Below are 19808 nucleotides of genomic sequence, written 5' to 3' on the forward strand. Positions count from 1 at the left end.
TTTGTTGATAAGGGCAGATAGACAGGGACAGTCAGTAATGGGCTTAATTTTGATAGCCGGCTACCGAAATATTTTGCCGATACGATAAAAAAACATAAATTCAAGTCTTAAACTCACCGGGTTTAAATCAGAACCTAAAATAAACGGATATTTATATTTATCCTGTAAAATCAAAAACAGCAATGAAGTTTTTGATGTGCGGGATATCTTTAATTTATTTCATCAGAAATGAGATACTGGAACAGCGTACCTTTACTTTTCCTTTTATTGTTTAGCGCGCTAAGCTACGGCCAGTCGGTATCTTATATTGGTATTGAAAACGGCTTATCTAATAATACGGTCACCTCTATCCATAAAGATAAATTCGGCCTGATGTGGTTTGGCACATTAGACGGATTGAACCGTTACGACGGCTATTCCTTTAAAATATTCAGAAACAAATTTGGCGATTCAACATCACTGCCTAACGATATTATTAACGCGGTCGGTTCCGATAATTCGGGCGATATATGGGTAGGGACACAACGGGGCCTGGGTATTTTGGACAACAAAAGCCTTCAATTCTCAAAAATCACCTATAAAAACGCGGCCGGGCAAAAGACCTTGTTCGACGGATGGGTTAACAGCGTGCAAAAGGGGCCGGACGGAAATATGTATGTAGGCGCTAACGACTTCGGGTTACTGGTGAGCAAAGCGGGCCTGACAGAGACCATCCAGGCGCCTTTGGCTGGGCAGTCGTCAAAAACAGCCCCGCGTTATTCGGTTACTGCTATTTGTACAGGTGAAAGCAAGCAGGTTTGGTTGGGCCTCAATTTAGGGTTGGGCCTGTACAATTTGCAAAGCGGTGAGGTAAGCGTTGTGAGCAAAGATATACCTGCAATTACGGCCATCTGCCAGGGCTTTTTTGGCGATCTGTGGGTGGGCACCAAGCACGGGCTGTTCCATTATGATACCAAAACACAAAGCGCATACAAATTTGATCTGGAAAACCAAACGCTGAATGAGTGTAATATTTCCGGCCTTATCCTATGTAAAAACGGCCAGTTATGGATAGCTACCAACGGCGAGGGTATGATACAGGTAGAAGGCCTGCGCGGCAAAACACATCGTGTTAACGGAAAGTATAAATCGGGCGATATTTCAAGCGATGCCCTGTTTACGATTATGGAGGATGAGCAATCAAGGAAATGGATAGGCACGCTCAGAGGGGGGATTGATGTAATAGATGAGAAGAAAAACCAGTTCAGAACCTATACGCACAGTCCGGTTAATGCAAACAGCCTGGTTAATAATTTTACTTTTTCCTTTTGCGAAGATGCAAATCATAATGTTTGGATAGGTACCGACGGAGGCGGCTTAAGTATCTGGAACCGGAATACCCGGTCTTTTACCAACTATGTATACACCCAGGGCCAAACCAATAGCATTACATCTAACCGGATTCCCAGCATAGTAAGGGATAATCACGATAATATGTGGGTGGGAACATTTGGGGGTGGCATTTCAAAATACGACCCGAAATTAAAAAGGTTTGAAACGATTGCCCTTGAAAATAACGGTACCAAGCATTCGGTATGGCGCCTTTATAAAGACCATAAAGGAGATATATGGACGGTATGCCTGCGGGGTGCTAATGCATCCGGCCCGCAAAGGTTATTTAAGTACGATGCGGAAAAGAATGTTTTTAAAGCGGTTAGTTTTGATGTTAAGGAAGATATCCTGGCCATAACAGACGATAACGATGATAGCTTTTGGGCCGGCGGCTTTGCCGGGATCATGCATATTGATAAGCAAAAGGGAGTTGATAAAAACATTGATCTGCAAACGGCTGTAAGGGCTGTTTATAAAGCCCGGTCGGGTTTATTGTGGATCGGCACTTATGGCCGGGGGCTATTTTCATACAACACCAAAACAGGCCGCTTTACCAACTATACCGAAGAAACGGGCCTGTGTAATAACAAAGTATTAAATATTGAGGAGGATGGGAAGGGCAACATTTGGGCAAGCACCTATAATGGCATATCAAAGTTAAACCCCGTTACCGGTAAGCTGGAAAATTTTTATACGGTAGATGGGCTCCAGTCAAACCAGTTTTACTATAACGCTTCGGCACATCTCAGTACAGGGGAGTTGCTTTTCGGGGGCATTAAAGGGTTCAATATTTTTCATCCCGACAGCATCAGGCAGTTTCATGATTTTCCGCCTTTATTGCTTTCCGGTTTGCGTATTGCAAATATCGCTGTAAATGCAAATAGTGAAATTACACCCGGCGCCGCAAACTTTTACCATATCGATCATATCCGCCTCCCGTACGATAAGGCCATCATTTCTTTAGATTACGTAGCGTTGGAGTATTCACTTCCTGAAAAGATCCAGTATGCCTATTTCTTAAAGGGCAGGGATAAAAGCTGGAATAATGTGGGCAATCAGCGGACGATCAATTATTCGCATTTGGATGAAGGTAACTACGTGTTGAAGATCAGATCGACCAATGCGTCAGGATTTTGGAACAGCAACGAAAAAACAATTAATATCACGGTACTTCCGCCATGGTACCGGACCTGGTGGGCCTACCTGTTTTATTTCACCCTGCTTTGTTCATCCATTTATGGATACCTGTTCTATCAAAAAAAACAGACCCAATTAAAACTGGAGGTTAAGTTTGTGAAGGAGTTAAACGAAAAGAAGATTGCTTTTTTTACCAATATCTCGCATGAATTAAGGACGCCGCTGACACTCATCGTAAATCCCATAAAAGAGTTATTGCACAGTAACGGAACCAATCTCGACCTGGTCGATATCAGCGCCGTTTACAGAAATTCGCGCAGACTCCTTAGCCTGGTCGACCAGTTGTTATTATTCCGGGCATCCGAGAACGAGATCGCCGAACTTCAGCCGGCGTTGCTTAACCTGAAGGAAGTATGTTTCGAGGTATTCCACTGCTTCAATAACCAGGTTAAGGCAAAAAACATCCAGTATAATTTTGAATGTTCAAATGATCTGATCAGTATTTATGCCGATCGCGAAAAGTTGGAGATCATCCTTTTCAACCTTTTGTCAAACGCCATCAAATATACCCCCGCAATGGGGACGGTAAGTCTCGGTATCCGGGAGGAAGGCAAATTTGTATCCATCTCCGTCAGCGACAATGGCCAGGGCATCCCTGTGGAGACCGGTGACAAACTTTTCGACAAATTTTACAGGCTTCAAAATGATAATGATGGCAGTAAGGAAAGCGGTTTCGGGATTGGGTTGTTCCTGGCAAAAAACTATGCCGAACTGCATCACGGCAAACTGTCCTATATCAGCGAGATGGGCAAAGGAACCACATTCACCATATCATTACCCGCGTTAGATCCGGCCCGGTTGCCTGCCGCGCCTGCGCATGATCTGTACCCGGTTACCAGCTCCCTGTTGCTGGATGAACTGGTTGCCGATACTTCGGACGCGGTGCCCGGCGATGCCTCCGCGACAAATGACGATGTTGGTGATATTATGGGCGGCATTGTTAATAAAAAGCATGTGATACTGCTGATTGATGACGACTTTGAGATGCGCAGCTATATTAAAACTTTGCTGAAAGATGAATACGTGGTTTACGAAGCCGGCGATACCGAAACCGGATTTAATACCGTGCTGAAGGTTGATCCTGATATTATTGTTTGCGATGTGGTAATGAAAGGTACATCGGGGGTAGAGTTTTGCTCGAAGATGAAAGAATCCTCATCGTTCAGCCATATTCCGGTTATCCTGCTGACGGGGAGCTCTTCTCCCGAGATCAAGTTAAAGGGTATCGAATGCGGGGCCGACGATTATATTACCAAACCCTTTGAAAGTGAACTTTTGGTGGCCCGGATAAAAAGTATGCTTAAGGGCAGGGATACGCTCAAAAACTACTTCCTTAACGAGATCACGCTGAAAAATAACAGTCAGAAGATCCCGGCCGAGTTTAGTGAGTTTTTATCCAGGTGTATCAAAATTGTGGAAGACCATTTAGAAGACGAAACATTTTCTATTAAGACATTCACCGATGAAATTGGTATGAGCCGGTCTAAACTATTCCGCAAGATCAAATCCATCTCCGGATTATCAAGCAGCGAGTTTATCCGTTATATCAGGCTCCGGAAGGCGGCCGAACTAATGATCCAAACCGATATGCAGATCAAAGAGATCGCTTTCAGGATCGGTTTTCAGGATATCAAACACTTCAGGGAGCAATTTAATAAGCTTTTCAAAATGAACCCATCCGAGTTTATCAGCAAACACCGCAAAACGTTCAGCTTAAATCATAACCTCGGTTCGGGCATAGCCAATCAGCGGCATAAAAATTAACCGGGTAAGCTCCTTCGGGATTGCCGGTCAGCGTAAAATTTCATTTACAAAATGCACGGGGTAGGATAATACCCCCTGTTTGACCTGTTTACCACCTCTGTTTTCTTCGGATAAAAGGCAATTTCGCCTTGCTCAGCATGCATTCAGCATGCTCAGTGCATAAATCTGTTTACCAATTATAAACTAAACCTAACGGGTTATCCCGTGATCAATAGTTATCGCTTATGAAAAGAATATTTCTTTTATTACTGTTTTCACTTAGTACTTTTTTACTACATGCCGGCATCAAAATTTATCCGGCCCCTCCGCATAGTCAACTCAATCATGCATTTACCGTTAAGGTGAGGCAAAACGGGGGAGATTGGCATCAGCTGGATGTTTATCTGGCAAAGGTAGCCAACAACATAAACGGGCTGATCAAACAGGAAATGACCTCATTCGCCTATTTTGATTTTCAGGGCGAGGTGGAGATCTCGGTTACATCCAATAACGCAAACATTAATACGGTTAGCTTACGTCCCCTATCTTTTGGCATTGTGCCGGCCGCGACCGAAAATACGGTAACTTTTAAGCTCAAATCTCCTAAAAACCTCTCGTTAGAGATTAACGGTAATATCTTTAATAACCTTCATTTGTTTACCAATCCGCTGGATAACTTTAAGCATAACGCCCGGGATACAAACCTGGTTTATTTTGGCCCTGGGATACATCGGATAGGCCGGCTGCGGGTGCCTTCAGGCAAAACGGTTTATATCGCGGGCGGGGCTATTGTTCAGGGTGCGTTAATGATGGATAAGGTGAACCATGTTAAAATACGGGGGCGGGGTATTTTAACACAATTGTCGCTCCCCGGCGATCCTGTTCAGGCAGCAGGGGGCAAACCCGGTCAAAAGCCAGCCGAACCAAGAGGGGACGCCATCACCATCAACTATTCTGAAGCGGTAAGCATAGACGGGATAATTGTTCTTCCTCATAAATACAGCGTATTGATCGGCCAATCAGCCGGTGTAACATTGAAAAATCTGCGCTCTTTCAGCTCCGAAGGCAATGCGGATGGCATTGATGTATTTTGCAGTAATAATGTTTTGATCGATAGCGTATTTATGCGCAATTCCGACGATTGTATTGCCATCTACGGGCACCGCTGGTCGTTTTTTGGCAATACCAATAAGGTTAGGGTTACCAACTCCACGCTATGGGCAGATGTTGCCCATCCGGTCCTGATTGGCACTCATGGCGACTCCCTGCATCCCGATACGCTTGCCGATATCTCGTTTAAAAATATCGATATTCTTGACCAGCACGAAAACCAGATAGATTACCAGGGTTGCCTGGCTTTAAACGCGGGCGACAGCAACCTGATAGACCAGGTTAGCTTTACCAATATTAACGTAGAAAATATCAGGAAAGGGCAGTTGGTGAACCTGCGGGTAATGTATAACCAAAAATATAATACCTCGCCGGGAAACGGGATCAGGAATATCCTTTTTAAAAATATGACCTATAAGGGCTTAAATGCCAATTTATCCGTAATTTGTGGTTATGACGATGCCCGGGGTATTAAAAATGTGACCTTTGAAAATCTGTGCATCAACGGCAGGGTGATCTCGGATAATATGCCCGGCAAACCGGGTTTTTACAAAACCGGGGATATGGCCAATATTATGGTTGGCGAACATGTGGAAGGTATTAAATTTGTTGTAACCCGTTAAACCTGCTGCTAATCCCTTTTGCCTGTATACAGGCGCGCGTAAATGTTTACTTATGATAATCCGGATATTAAAAAAGAGTTGGCCTTTTAATCTGCTTTGTTGTCTGCTGATCGTTAGCGGTATCGCCGAAGTACGGGCGCAATCATTTGTCCACCCCGGATTGCTCCATAGCGCCGCCGACTTTCGCCGGATGAAATACGGGATTGAAAACATGCAGGAGCCTATTTACCAGGGCTACCTGGTGTTCAGGACTAATGCGCAATCACAAAGCACTTATTTAATGCAGGGGCCAATGCCTACGGTTGGCCGGAGCCCGACTATAGGCCAGTCTGTATACGATACAGATGCGGCGGCGGCCTATCAAAATGCGGTGATGTGGGTGCTTACCGGGCAAAAGGCTTATGCCGATAAAGCGATTGAAATTGTTAATGCCTGGTCGCACACACTTAAATCCATTACCGGGCGCGATGCTGTTTTGATGGCCGGCTTAGGGCCGTTTAAAATGGTCAACGCGGCCGAAATACTAAGATATACCGGCTCCGGTTGGTCGGCTGCGGAGATCCAAAAAACCGAAGATCATTTTAAAAATGTGATCTATCCTGTTATTAAGGACTATGCCCCATTTGCTAATGGCAACTGGGACACCGCTGCCATGAAGACAGCCATGGCCATCGGCGTGTTCTGTAACGATCGCCCGATATTTGAAAAAGCGCTCCGTTATTACGTGGCAGGCGCCGGCAACGGATGCCTGTTCAATTACATAATTAACGAAACAGGCCAGTGCCAGGAAAGCGGCCGCGACCAGGCCCATACGCAATTGGGCATAGCCCATCTGGCCGATTGTTCGGAAATGGCCTGGCAGCAGGGCCTGGATCTCTACAGTTATGGCGATAACCGCCTGTTAAAAGGGTTTGAGTATACCGCAAAATACAACCTTGGGATGGATGTGCCGTACATCGTCCGGGTTGATCAAACCGGCAAATACCTGAACCGCCAGATTTCGCCCGAGGCCCGCGGCCATTTCCGGACGGTTTACGAAGAGGTTTACAATCATTATGTTAAGCGTGCAGGGCTCGCGGCGCCTTATACCAGTCAGGTTGCAGATAAGATCAGGCCCGAATTGCAAGGTGCGGGCGGGGATAATACCGGGTTTGGAACATTGTTTTTTACCCGGCCGGCCGTTTCCCTGCCGGGTAAAGCTGCTGTAAAGCCCCTTGTGCCAGCCGGGTTAATTGCCCGGACAAGCACCACTGGCGGTAATACCATCACCTGGATCAAATCGGTTAATGCGGATCATTACCTGGTGGAGCGGGCGTTAGATAAGAATGGCCCTTATGCCCGATTAAGCAATGCTGTTACGGGATCAACTTATACCGACCATCAGGCACAAAACGGCAAATTGTATTATTATACGGTCAGGGCGGTCAACGGCCCCGGGCAAAGTGAATGGGCGTATCCGGTTGCGGTAACTACAGGCTTGCCCCCGGGATGGAAAAAAGCGGATATAGGCCCAGGCAGTGATCTTTCTTACGCGGACTTTGACGGGGTTAAATTCACCCTCGAATCGGGCGGTATGCCGGCCGATTCTTCGGACGGGCGTTTAATGCTTTATAAAAACTTAAATGATATAGAGAACTTCACTGCCAGGTACGTACCCCAGATCAGCTCGCAAACCACCATAATGGGACTGACCTTGCGCCAGGGCCTGGCCGGCTCAGGCGACAAGATCTTGCTGATCCTTAAAACAGCATCGCCTAAAGTATCCGAAGCACCCCGGTGGATTGGAAAACTATCCTGCCAAAGCAATCATGACCAAGCCGGATCAAAAACCATATCACTCCCGGTAACTGATGATACGATCATTACCAACGGCCGTTTGACGGGCTATTGCTGGTTTCGTTTAACCCGGAAGGGTGAGCGGTACTCGGGCTATATTTCTGCCGACGGGGAAAAGTGGACCTTGGTGGGCGCTGTAAGCAGTCCAATGCGCGGACAAATAAAAGCCGGCCTTGTTATATCTTCCGGCAACCCGGCTATTGGTACCCGTGTGCAATTTGACCGGGTTGTACTTAAGTAACAGGCCGATGATGAGCCCCCTTTGTTTGACACAATACCCACCCTTTGCAAAATAATATTAACAATAGGTTTGATCTGCAAAATCAAATCAGGAAATAATAAATATGAAGAAAATATACGATGATCATAATGCGGTCAAAAGCAATTTGAAACGGGCAATCATCAATGGATTGGGTTTTTACCGGATGATGATCGCGCTGGTAATTGTATCCCTTTTTTCAATAAGCGGAAGCATGGGGCAACAGATGGCCCAATTCAGCTCAAAATCGCCCGATGGGCATACGCTTGTACAATTTAAGCTGAATGATATCCAGCAGTTATTTTATCGCGTAAGCTTTAATAAAGAGGTTGTTGTTGACTGGTCGGCGTTGGGACTTAAAACCGATACCGGAAATTATGTTAGCGATATTACTATAACCGGAAAAGAGGAGTACAACCACAAGGAAACCTTTGAGTGGCCCCTGGGCGAAGACGCGCGTATTGAAAATAATTACAACGAGATCATATTACATTGCCGCACGGCAAATGCTGGTTTCGACATAGCCGGCCGCTTGTACAATGGCAGCTTTTGCTTCAGATACCTGGTGAAAAATTTAAACGGGACAAAGCCCTTACGTTTGGAGCGGGAACTGACGGAATTTAACCTTACCCGGCCCTATACCATTTATCAATATCATGAGGAATCGATCTTTCGGCCTGTACCGGTTGATTCGCTTCCCGGTATAAGCGACCTTCCATCTACGCTGGTTTCCCGCAATCAAATATACCTGAGCATTGGCGAGGCCGAAAACCGGAATTACACTAAAAGCGTGCTGGTAAAAGGCGACAAGCCGGCAAGCCTTGCCCTGCATTTTTATATCGACACGCTTTACCGTAACCAAAAGGTCAACTCAATTCCAAAAGATACATTGGTGTTTTTCAGCGACAGCCTGATTACACCATGGCGGACGATCAGTTGTGCCACCAGCGCTATCGGCCTGCATCAGTTCAGTTCGCTCAATCTTAAACTTGTTACCCCGCTTAGTAATGCCGTACCCAGGGGCATCAAGCCCGGTAAAGTATTCAGGGTGCCGATATCTACAAAAGGCGCGATTGACGGGGCCGATTTCGCAGCGAGACAAAACTTTCAATACATCATGCTCGACGCGGGCTGGTATGGTGCCGAATTTCGTACAACGTCCGATCCTACACAACCAATTCCAACGGTTGATATGCCAGCTATCATCGCGCATGCGCAATCAAAAGGCATAGGTGTTATCCTCTATGTAAATTATGTGGGGCTGAAAGCCAAGATCGATACCATTCTTCCGCTGTTTAAAAAATGGGGCGTGGCAGGTATTAAATTCGGGTTTGTTGATGGGGGCACCCAGCAAGGTTTAACCTGGCTGGATGCCGCAATGCAGAAGGTTACGGATTACGGCTTTATCCTTAACGTGCACGACCATTATAAGCCTACGGGTTTAAGCAGAAGATATCCGAACGCTTTAAGCCAGGAAGGGATCCGGGGGGATGAGAATAGTCCCGATGCCTTTCATACTACCGTACTGCCTTATACCCGTTATTTGGCAGGGCCGGCAGATTTTACCTTCTGCTACCCCAACAGCCGAGAAAATTTTGCCAAAAATCTGAAAGTAAGTAAAGGCCAGCAACTGGCTTTAACGGTCGTATACTTCGATCCTCTGCAGGCAATATTCTGGTATGGCAAGTCCGAAGATTACAAGGATGAAAAGGATATCGAATTTTTCAGGTACGTACCTACGGTATGGGACCAATCTGTTTACCTGGCCGGTGAAATAGGTGAGTCGATCAGTGTCGCGCGCAAAAAAGATAATATCTGGTATATGGGGTCGGCGGCAGGCTTTAATAGTTGGAAAACCGCTGTTAAGCTGGACTTTTTAGACCGGGGCAAAACGTATACGGCTACAATTTATGAAGATGATACTAACGGTGGAATTAAAACCCGGGTAATTAAAGTAAAACGCGGAGCGATGTTTCCACTTGAAGTTAACGCAAAGTCTGGCCAGGCCATCATATTCAGGCCAGAGAAATAAAGCATGCATCACCGGTTGGAGTTTTACAGAACTTTGATCACTATGCCAATAATAGCCGCGATGCCGATGATATAAGGCTCCTGCAATTTTTTAATATAGATCAGGGCAAGTACGGATGCCATGGCGATTAGTGCTGTAGGAATATCCATAACAGAACGCAGGCCGATAATGATCACCGAGCCCACCAAAGCCCCTATAACGGATGCGGTAATACCATCCACAAAAGCTTTAATGCTGGCATTCTTTGCTATCTTTTTAAATGATGGGGCCAAAGCTACCGTGAATAAATAACAGGGCAAAAAGGTAGCTAATGCAGCAACACAGGCACCCGGAAACCCTGCCACCAGGTAACCGATAAAGCCCACCGTGATAACCACCGGCCCCGGTGTGATCATGGCCACCGCCACGGCGTCAATAAACTGGTGTTCGTTTAGCCAGCCAAACTCTTTTACCACGCCTCCATGCAGGAACGGCACGATGGCCAATCCACTGCCGAACACGAATGCGCCGGCCTTGGCGAAGAACCACGCGATCTGTTCTAAGGTCTTTCCCTCGTACTTCCAGAACCCGGTACTAACCAATATGCCCATTGGTAATACTGCAGGCTTTTTAAGCCATTGCGGCGGTGCCTTGATAAGCATATATAAAATACCGCAGCTTAGGAACAACAAAATTTCTTCCCGTTCGGTGATGACGGTTACCACGATACCGGCGATATAAAAAAGCCATAACAACCATTTGGATCTCATGGCCGCTAATTCAAACTTACTGATGGATTTGATAGTCAGTTTATAGGCGCTCATCGCGATGATGCCGATCACCGCAGCACCCACACCATAAAATACGGCCTGCATCCAGGGCAGGCCGCCATAAAGCTGGTAGGCCATACCTAATAGCACTACCATAATAAAAGACGGCAGTACAAAGGCTAAACCGGTTAAAGTAGCGCCGATAAGCCCGTAATGTACAAAACCGATATAAATGCCTAATTGCGCCGCCAATGGCCCCGGCGCTAATTGCGCTAATGCCAGGCCCTCTTTATATTCTTCTTCTGTTAACCAGCCTTTATTTTCTACCAGATCGCGCTGCATATAACCAACCAAAGCCACCGGCCCGCCAAAACCCCAGGTGCCCAGCTTTAGGAAGTACCTGGTAATATCCAGCAATGAGTAAGCTGGTTTGATAGTCTGTTCTCTCATTACATCTTCATGTTACCCATACCACCGCTTGTTTTACCCAGCACGTCCAGTGCCGCCCGGAAGCCTTGTGCCAAATCAATCGCCTTACCCCGGCCATAGTAATGCAGGAAGATCATGTGTGGATCATCGCCCAGCATGTGGTTGTGTACGGCAACCACTTCCAGGTTATGCGCCCGTAAAGTTTTGATCACGATATTAACCTCGCTTTGCAACATAGCTACATCACCGGCTATATGGGCGTCATCCTGTTTACCTGCAAAGGATGCCCAGGTATTTAGCCCGATGTTGGTGGTCATTTCCACGCCCATCGCCATGATCTTCAGATCGGCACGGCCTATGGTATATTTATAAGTAGGCCCATTCACGGTGCCGGTATATTTAACAATGGCATCCAATGCCGGCAGGTCAAAGTTTTCCTTACCGGTTATTGCAGACGGGGTTGATGGCGCCGGCTGGTTAGCCGGGAATAATTTGCTGTCGCGGATGGTATCGGCATATTTCTTCGCCAGTTCAGCCACCGTTCCCATGCCATGTATATGCATATAAAAAATGCGGGGCTCCTCATAAAAAAAATGGTTGTGGATAGCGGCTATTTCCAGACCGTTGGCATGGGCTGCAGAAATCAGCGGATTAACCTCTTCCATCTGCAATACGGTATCGCTCATCACCATCGCCGATTTACCGTCAACGGTTTTCTTAAACGACACCCAGCCGCCAAAACCAAAAGGAATTGGTACCGGCTCACCTTTGATCTTCATCTTCAAATCGTTCCTGGGTAGCGGTGTGGTATAAACCTGCTCGGCTTCTTTATAGCTGCCTTTCTTGCCTAAAGCGGCATCGATGGCCGCCATTTCGCCGGCGGTTATCGGCGGGGTTTTGCCCTGCGGGGCAGGCAACGCTTTGATCTGTTCCATCGGTAACAGCAAAGCTGCACCGGCAAGGGCCGTCGTTTGCAAAAATTGCCTGCGATTGTTAGTAGATGTTTTCATAATGGGTAGTTTGTATTTTTCTATGCAATACTACACACGATGCCGGGCGATAAATAGAACAGATTTAACTATTGGTATCCTTTTTACTTTTCAGCGCAAATTTTTTATAAAGTGTTGGTGTTTGGCCGGTTTGCTTTTTGAATATCCGGGTAAAATGGCTTTGGTCGGAAAAGCCGGTGAGGTAAGCTATTTCGGTTAAGGAATAATCAGTGCTTTCCATCAGGTGCATTGCTTTCTCAATGCGGAGTTTCCGGATGTATTCGCCAAAAGAAAGGTTTTCAAAATATTTGGAAAACTCCCGCGACAGGTAAGCCGGATTGATCTCCAGTTCGTCGGATGCCTGCTGCAAGCTTAAAGCCATATTGGTATCCAACTGATCCTGGATCATTTCTTTCAGTTCTTTCGCCCATTCAGGGGCTTTCCGCAATTTGCTTTCGTTAAGGTATTTATGATAGACTTCGAGCAACATTTGTTCTGCCGGTCCCGCTTGCGTATGTTTCAACTGGTACAGGTGTTTGGCCCAGCTGTACAGTCCGTCGTAAATGATCATGCCTAATTCCAGTAGTTCCTGATCGTTTTTGCTATTATAGGCCAGCCCCGAAAAAATGGCTTCCAGCCCCGCTGCCTGTGGTGCAAAATCGTGCCGGTCGGTATCAGCGCCGCGGACAATGGCGGCTATCCGATCAAGCGCAGTGTCTTTAAGCTGGTGTTTTTTGATAAAATAATCAAAGGTACAAAGGTCATCGTAATGCGTGTATTCCACACCCGGCAGGTCAAACGGTATGGCATCCCATTCTGCCGCTTTTATAAGGACCTGGTCAAATGGAACATAAATAATTTCAGCGTCCGCGTCAATAAAGCGTTTGATTAGCCAAGGACAAGCGATGCGGTCAATTTTAGGATGTTCACGGGTGATCCATTTCATTTGTTAGCGTACAAGATTTTTACCGACCGGAAAAATACATGCTTTTGTTTATATCAGGCAAGCCTAATGCAAATTCATTTAAGCAGTTATATTATGACACGCCCAGGGCATCCGGAATGGTAAAATAAAAGGTGCTGCCAATGTTTTCCCGGCTTTCCACCCAAAGGTTACCCCCGTGCTTCAGCACAAAATCATGACAAAGGTTAAGGCCTAAGCCAGTACCTTTTTCGCCGGAGGTACCATAAGTGGTATAGTTGGAGTTTTTATTGAAAAGTTCGCCCATCTTGCCCAATGGTATTCCGGTACCATTGTCACTTACCGAAAACAGGGTGCACTTGTTATCTCTACGGGCGGTAAGCGTCACTTCGCCGCCTGTGTTGGTAAATTTAACAGCGTTAGAAAGCAGGTTGCGGATAATGGTTTCCAGCATCCCGGTATCGGCCGTCAGGGCAAGCCCGTCGTCAACTTTCAAAACAATGGCGATCTTTTTTTTAAGGGCCATCGGTTGAACAGTCCGCATGCATTTATCGATCAGGATGGATACATCGGAAATACTTACAGGATCAAAACTAACCGCGTTAAACTGCGATTTGGCCCAGGTTAGCAGATCTTCCAACAGGTTATTAGCGTTGGAAAGTTCCTGCTTCATCAGGGAAAGATAAGCATGCACTTCATCTGCCGAACTCGACTCAAAGTCGGTTAAGGTATGGTCTAAAAGCTGCAGACTTCCGGATATCGGATTTCTCAGATCGTGGCCAATAATAGAAAGCAGGTTGTTTTTTTGCTGGTTTGACGCGGTTAATTCCGAATTTAATGCTTTAAGCGCATTTTCATGAAACTTCCGGGTGGTTACGTCCCGCATGCTTCCCTCGGTAGATACGATAGTCCCGTCTTCGATAACCAGGCGCGCGTTTACCGAAGCGTAGCGTAACTGATCGTCCTTGGTTTTTAAACGCACTTCAAAGTCGATAACGAAGCCCTGCGTACGGAGGGCTTCAATGATCCGGTCGCGGTCCTGTACGTAGAAGTAGAAATTAGAAACCGGCTGCCCTATAATTTCATTACGCGGGTAACCCGAGTATTTTTCGATAGAAGGACTGATCTCGGTTACCAATCCATTTTGATCGGTTTGATAAAATACATCCTGCACATTCTCAAAAATGGTCCTGTACTTTTTCTCGCTGAGCACCAGGTCATTTTCAATCTCTTTTCTTTTGGTGATGTCTTCTATCTGCGAAACATAATAGAGCGGGTTGCCCGAATTGTCATAAAGCATGGTAGCCGCAACGATTACCCAAATGATTTTGCCGTCTTTATGGATGTACCGCTTTTCGTATTTGATCTTCTCGATCTTGCCGGTGCATAAATCGTTTAGTGTTGCTGCGGTACTGGCCCGGTCGTCCGGGTGGGTTATTGCCTGTACCGTCATCTTTTTCATTTCCCTTTCCGAATAGCCCAATATCTGGCAAAGGCTTTTGTTCACCCTTTTCCATCTGCCGTCGGGCGTTACCTGGGCCATGCCGATCAGGGAATGTTCAAAGGCCAGTTTAAACTGCGTCTCGCTCCTGAACAACTCCTCCTCTAATAGCTTACTTTTGGTAATGTTAAAGGCCACGGCGCCCACCATGTTGCCTTCGGCCTCGGTAAACGGAAATTTATACGTTTTAAAAACCTGCAGGTGCCCCTGGTCGTCCCTGACGGTTTGGTGAAAATTCTTTCCCTTTCCTGATTTCAGTACCAGTTCATTATTCTCCTGAAAGTGCGTGGCGATATCCTGCCCGAATATTTCCCCGCTGCTTTTACCAATCACATCTTCTGTTAAATGCAGGGTCTCATAAAAACATTTATTGGCATATTTCAGCATATTCCTGTCGTCGGTGATCCAGCAAAGCCCGGGGAGTTCGTCCATGAAAAGCTGGAAACGCTTTTCATTCATAAAAATGAGGGTTTTATAGCTGACATCTTCGCTGGACATCATCATCCCCCCAATCTTCCCGTCTTCATCCAGCCAATGCCTTACTTCCCATTTCAACCACATCACGCTGCCGTCGGCGCGTTCAAACCGGTCTTTTTCGCACTGTTGGTCTTTGCCTTTCAGGCAGTCGGCATGGATCTTTTTCCAGCGGTCATCAATTTCAGGGAAAACTTCGTAATGCGATCTTCCGATCAGCGGCGTATTTTCGAGGCCATAGAAGCTGATCCACTTTTCTGATACAGCCAGGTACCGCATACCGGTATCTAAAATGGCCATAGGCAGAGAAGAAACAGCAATAATATTTCTGAATAATGCAGGAACGTGATTCATTGTATAGTAAAAATGTACAAAACAGGATCAAACCCGATGCCAACAGCTCCACACCCTTATAAACGCTGTTTATTACCCCCTCCTGGTTTCCCGGCAGGAATAAACGCAGCATCTATAAAATCCTTTTGCCAGTAATACGAATAACAAGGGTGATATGTTTGGAGATTTAGATTTTAATTTACCGAAATTGTCCATGACATAGAAACCTTATTCAAAAAAAACCGTAAAATAGCCCTGACATAAATCTTATCATTCATGAAAAAATCCCTACTGGCAGTTATTGCCATTCTTTCGGCACTTCCGGTTATCTCACAGGCGCAGTCTTTACCATTAACAGCAGGCAGTACTTATCCTTTAACCGGTGATCTGTATATTGATGGAACTAATGGCAACCGGCTTATTTTTAGTTACGGAGGGGTGTCTAATAATAAGGTCCTGCTGGGTAATTCCTATTCACTTTTTGGGACTGGCTCAAAAGATGACCTGGTAACTTATGTCAGAAGTAATAATCCTTATGCTATCTGGACGAACAATATTCAAAGATTAATGATAGATGGAGCTGGCAATGTGGGTATCGGTATCACAACACCAGGTGTGAAACTAACTGCACGTAGTGGTGTTAATGCCCCCCCTTCCACATCAGGCAGCACTCAGGCTGCTGGTGCCTTTCGTGTTGAAGGGGGTGATAATGCTGTGATAGACTTTGGCGCGAACAGTATCAATACCTGGCTACAGGCAACGGATAAAACCTCATTAAACCTTAATTACAACCTTAATTTAAATCCTAATGGTGGTAATGTAGGTATCGGCACTACAAGCCCTATCGGAAAATTTGATTTAAGAGGCAATGCATTTATCGGGACTACCGACCTGGCGATTGGCTCTGCCGGCTCTTTTGTTCAAATCGATCAGGGTGCAAGTACCGGAAATACCTATACCCAAATCCGTGCTTATAGTAATGGGGGGACCGTTACAAATAACCTTATTCTTCAAAATAGTGGAGGCAATGTCGGTATAGGCACTACAAGCCCGAATGCAAAACTCGACGTCCAGGGAGGCAACGCAACGGTGTATAACAACGGTTCGGCCACCAGCCTGATTGTTGGAAGCGGCGCAACGGGTAAAACGTTTTTATCTATGGGAACGTCTGCCGACGCAGGGGGCTATGCTAATTTGCAATCCGTTTCCGCATCAGGCTCCACCTATGGAAGCCTGATTTTAAACGGCACCGGAGGCAAGGTAGGTATCGGCACAACCATTCCCGACCAATTACTAACCGTAAAAGGTACTATTCACAGCCAGGAAGTAAAAGTTGATTTAAGCGTACCGGGCCCCGATTATGTATTTCACCCCACTTACAAGCTACCCACACTAACCGAAGTAAAAGCCTTTATTGATAAAAATCAGCACCTGTCCGAAATTCCTTCGGCTGCGGAAATGGCAAAGAACGGCCTCGACCTGGGTGATATGAATATGAAGCTGTTAAAAAAGGTGGAAGAGTTGACGCTGTATCTGATAGAACAGAATAAGCGTATTGAGCAATTGGAATTACAGATAAAAAATAAATAAATCATATATCATGAAAAAAATCTTAACACTCATTGTTATTGTTTTCGCATCTACATTTATTACTAATGCCCAAAATACTTATTATGGCACGGAGACATTCAGTTACAACAGCAACACCGTTCACCATTATGGATTAGGCTGGTACGCTGACGCTGATGCCTCAGCTTACGGACCGATGGCGTATTTATCCGGCTTTGGCGGAATTAAATTTTTTACCGGCGGTGCCTTTAAAAGCGTCATTGATGTCAATGGTAATGTCGGTATCGGCACTGCAACCCCCAAATCGCAATTGCACGTGGGGGCAACAACAGCAGCCCTAATTTCTATTGGCACGACCGACTATGGCGGTGGAACCGGTGAGGCTTTGGCCGGGATAAAAGCAGGTCAGCTGTCCGGTGGTCTTGGGGGAAACCTTGAATTTCAAACGTTACATTGGAGTTCTACACCATACGCGCTAACAACCAAGATGATCATTTTGGGAAACAACGGCTACGTCGGCATTGGCACCACCATCCCCGACCAATTACTAACCGTAAAAGGTACCATCCATAGCCAGGAGGTAAAAGTTGATTTGAGCGTACCGGGCCCAGATTATGTATTTCATCCAACCTACAAATTACCTACACTAACCGAAGTAAAAGCCTTCATTAATAAAAACCATCACCTTTCCGAAATTCCTTCTGCCGCCGAAATGGCAAAGAACGGCCTGGACCTGGGTGATATGAATATGAAACTGTTAAAAAAGGTGGAGGAATTGACGCTGTATCTCCTTGAGGAAAACAAGGCTAAACAGGAACAGCAAAAGGAAATTGACCTTTTAAAGCAACAATTAGCAGCATTAACCAAAGCAATCAGTAAAATTAAATAACACTAAATCTTATCGATCATGAAAAAATCCTTGCTGACAGTTATTGCTATTCTTTCGGTATGTCCTTTTATTTCTCAGGCGCAAACTAACACTTTCCCATCAAGTGGCAATGTCGGTATCGGTACCACAAGCCCTATTGGGAAACTGGAATTAAATGATGGTAATGGAACGGGTGTTATTGCCTACTTTGGTGCAAATGGTACCGCTAATGCAAAAGGTCTGTATTTTAGCCGCCCATCGGTAAATACCAACCCGGTTAATATTCAAGGTACTATGTCGGGTGTTGGTGCTACAAATATTTCGTTGCAAGCCGAAGGTGGCAATGTCGGTATCGGCACTACGAGTCCAAACAATAAACTTGATGTTCAATTCGGCAATGCGAGTGTGTACAATAATGGCTCAACAACCAGTCTGATTGTTGGCGGAGCTGCAACCGGGAAAACATTTTTAGCCATTGGTACCTCTGCTGATGCAAGCGGTTATACCAGTTTGCAGTCTGTTTCCGCATCTGGCTCTACATATGGCAGTTTGATTTTAAATGGAACTGCGGGTAAAGTCGGTATCGGCACCACAATCCCCGACCAATTATTAACCGTCAAAGGCACCATCCACAGCCAGGAGGTAAAAGTTGATTTGAGCGTACCGGGCCCTGATTATGTATTTGAGCCGACGTATAAATTACCTTCATTAGCTGAAGTAAAAGCCTTTATTAATAAAAACCACCACCTGTCCGAAATTCCTTCGGCCGCCGAAATGGCTAAGAACGGCCTCGATCTGGGGGATATGAACATAAAGCTGTTAAAAAAGGTAGAGGAGCTAACGCTGCATTTGATAGAGAAGGAAGAGGAGTTGAAGGACCAGCGGGAGAAACTCAATAAAATGCAGCTTCAGATTAACGCGTTAATTGAAAAAACCGGGAAATAATAACACAATATCAAGCGTATTTTTATTAACAAATAGAAAACCCCGGTATAAAACGCCGGGGTTTTCTGGTATTTATATATATTGATTTGGGATAGATGCCCGTTAAAAAACATAGAACAGGCTTGCCTGGATGGTGTTGTTTTTAAAATCGTTGATGCTGCCGATGTTTAAATCGGCAACCTTTTGTAGCCCGTAAACATACCTGGCACCAATACCTAAGCCCATTTTAGACTGAAAGCCCATACCGCCGGCAGCCGCTATATCTATTTTCCTGGCAAAATCGGTAACGGTTAACCCGGCAACTTCTTCTTTTACTTTGATCCCAACCTGCGGGCCGGCTTCCAGGTAAAACCCGGAATTGGTGCGGTATTTTAAAAGAAAGGGTACAGCAACATAGGATAATTTAAGGTCCTGGGTGCCAAGCGTGCCCCCCTTGATTTTTGCACCCTGGGTAGAGAATAAAAACTCTTCCTGAATCATAAAATTATCGGTGAATTTGTATGCAACGGTAGCGCCGCCGTGGAAGCCGATCAATGGGTCTGTCGGGAAGCTGGCATCTGTAAAATTACTGACGTTTACACCGCCCTTTATCCCAAACTCAAATTTCTTTAAAAAGCTTTGGCTGAAACAATTTGTAGAGGCCAGTACCAGGGCAATTAGAATTAACTTTTTCATGAATTTCTTTTTTAATGTGTATGACTTTTTGATGAGCAGCGCCAGGCTGCACGATTATTTAAGTCAAAGTTGTGGCTTAGCCAGCCGCGAAAAAAGGAAAAAGCACCCGAAGCGGGCAAACCCGCGGCGGAAAGGGCATAAAGAAGTTTGGATAAAAGTATAATGCCATGTTAACCCGCCGGG

Annotated in this window: 12 protein-coding genes; 7 read left to right on the forward strand and 5 right to left on the reverse strand. The window is 45.7% G+C overall.

Annotated features, from left to right (window positions below):
* The first annotated feature begins 228 nt into the window (after window positions 1-228).
* The 4 genes from AC07M6_RS18220 (at window position 229) to AC07M6_RS18235 (ending at window position 10171) form a co-directional block, all read left to right on the forward strand.
* On the forward strand, window positions 229-4332 hold the full coding sequence (locus tag AC07M6_RS18220) for a hybrid sensor histidine kinase/response regulator (protein ID WP_494891870.1): 4104 nt from the start codon (window positions 229-231) through the stop codon (window positions 4330-4332).
* A gap of 224 nt (window positions 4333-4556) precedes the next feature.
* Window positions 4557-6044 (forward strand): glycosyl hydrolase family 28 protein, encoded by a 1488-nt coding sequence (locus AC07M6_RS18225; RefSeq protein WP_494891872.1) that lies wholly within the window; start codon window positions 4557-4559, stop codon window positions 6042-6044.
* 52 nt (window positions 6045-6096) lie between these two features.
* A complete protein-coding gene (locus AC07M6_RS18230) occupies window positions 6097-8121 on the forward strand; it encodes an alginate lyase family protein (protein ID WP_494891874.1) in 2025 nt (674 codons plus the stop codon).
* A gap of 103 nt (window positions 8122-8224) precedes the next feature.
* A complete protein-coding gene (locus tag AC07M6_RS18235; RefSeq protein WP_494891876.1) occupies window positions 8225-10171 on the forward strand; it encodes a glycoside hydrolase family 97 protein in 1947 nt (648 codons plus the stop codon).
* A 23-nt stretch (window positions 10172-10194) separates the two neighbouring features.
* Here AC07M6_RS18235 and AC07M6_RS18240 read toward each other — a convergent pair whose 3' ends face one another.
* The 4 genes from AC07M6_RS18240 to AC07M6_RS18255 all read right to left on the reverse strand — a co-directional run bounded on the left by AC07M6_RS18240 (window position 10195) and on the right by AC07M6_RS18255 (window position 15589).
* A complete protein-coding gene (locus AC07M6_RS18240; protein WP_494891878.1) occupies window positions 10195-11370 on the reverse strand; it encodes a chromate transporter in 1176 nt (391 codons plus the stop codon).
* Window positions 11370-12359 (reverse strand): DUF1259 domain-containing protein, encoded by a 990-nt coding sequence (locus AC07M6_RS18245; RefSeq protein WP_494891880.1) that lies wholly within the window; start codon window positions 12357-12359, stop codon window positions 11370-11372. The genes AC07M6_RS18240 and AC07M6_RS18245 overlap by 1 nt, the downstream gene beginning before the upstream one ends.
* 64 nt (window positions 12360-12423) lie before the next feature.
* The gene (locus AC07M6_RS18250; RefSeq protein ID WP_494891882.1) at window positions 12424-13284 is read right to left on the reverse strand and encodes a chromate resistance protein ChrB domain-containing protein; all 861 of its coding nucleotides are present in this window, start codon (window positions 13282-13284) and stop codon (window positions 12424-12426) included.
* A 91-nt stretch (window positions 13285-13375) separates the two neighbouring features.
* Window positions 13376-15589: a PAS domain S-box protein gene (locus AC07M6_RS18255; RefSeq protein ID WP_494891884.1), complete on the reverse strand. Its 2214-nt coding sequence runs from the start codon at window positions 15587-15589 to the stop codon at window positions 13376-13378.
* Window positions 15590-15844: 255 nt separating this feature from the next.
* On the opposite strand from AC07M6_RS18255, the gene AC07M6_RS18260 reads away from it, so the two are divergent.
* Genes AC07M6_RS18260 through AC07M6_RS18270 form a run of 3 tightly spaced genes read left to right on the forward strand, consistent with a single transcriptional unit; the run spans window position 15845 to window position 18950 of the window.
* Complete coding sequence (locus AC07M6_RS18260) at window positions 15845-17158, forward strand: hypothetical protein (protein WP_494891886.1); 1314 nt, start codon at window positions 15845-15847, stop codon at window positions 17156-17158.
* 10 nt (window positions 17159-17168) lie between these two features.
* Window positions 17169-18026, forward strand: a complete 858-nt coding sequence (locus tag AC07M6_RS18265; protein WP_494891888.1) for a hypothetical protein — start codon at window positions 17169-17171, stop codon at window positions 18024-18026.
* An 18-nt stretch (window positions 18027-18044) separates the two neighbouring features.
* On the forward strand, window positions 18045-18950 hold the full coding sequence (locus AC07M6_RS18270) for a hypothetical protein (RefSeq protein WP_494891890.1): 906 nt from the start codon (window positions 18045-18047) through the stop codon (window positions 18948-18950).
* Window positions 18951-19052: 102 nt separating this feature from the next.
* Here AC07M6_RS18270 and AC07M6_RS18275 read toward each other — a convergent pair whose 3' ends face one another.
* Complete coding sequence (locus AC07M6_RS18275; protein ID WP_494891892.1) at window positions 19053-19625, reverse strand: porin family protein; 573 nt, start codon at window positions 19623-19625, stop codon at window positions 19053-19055.
* Window positions 19626-19808 lie beyond the last annotated feature (183 nt).

The sequence above is a fragment of the Mucilaginibacter sp. GW821-FHT07H05 genome, from assembly GCF_059418485.1.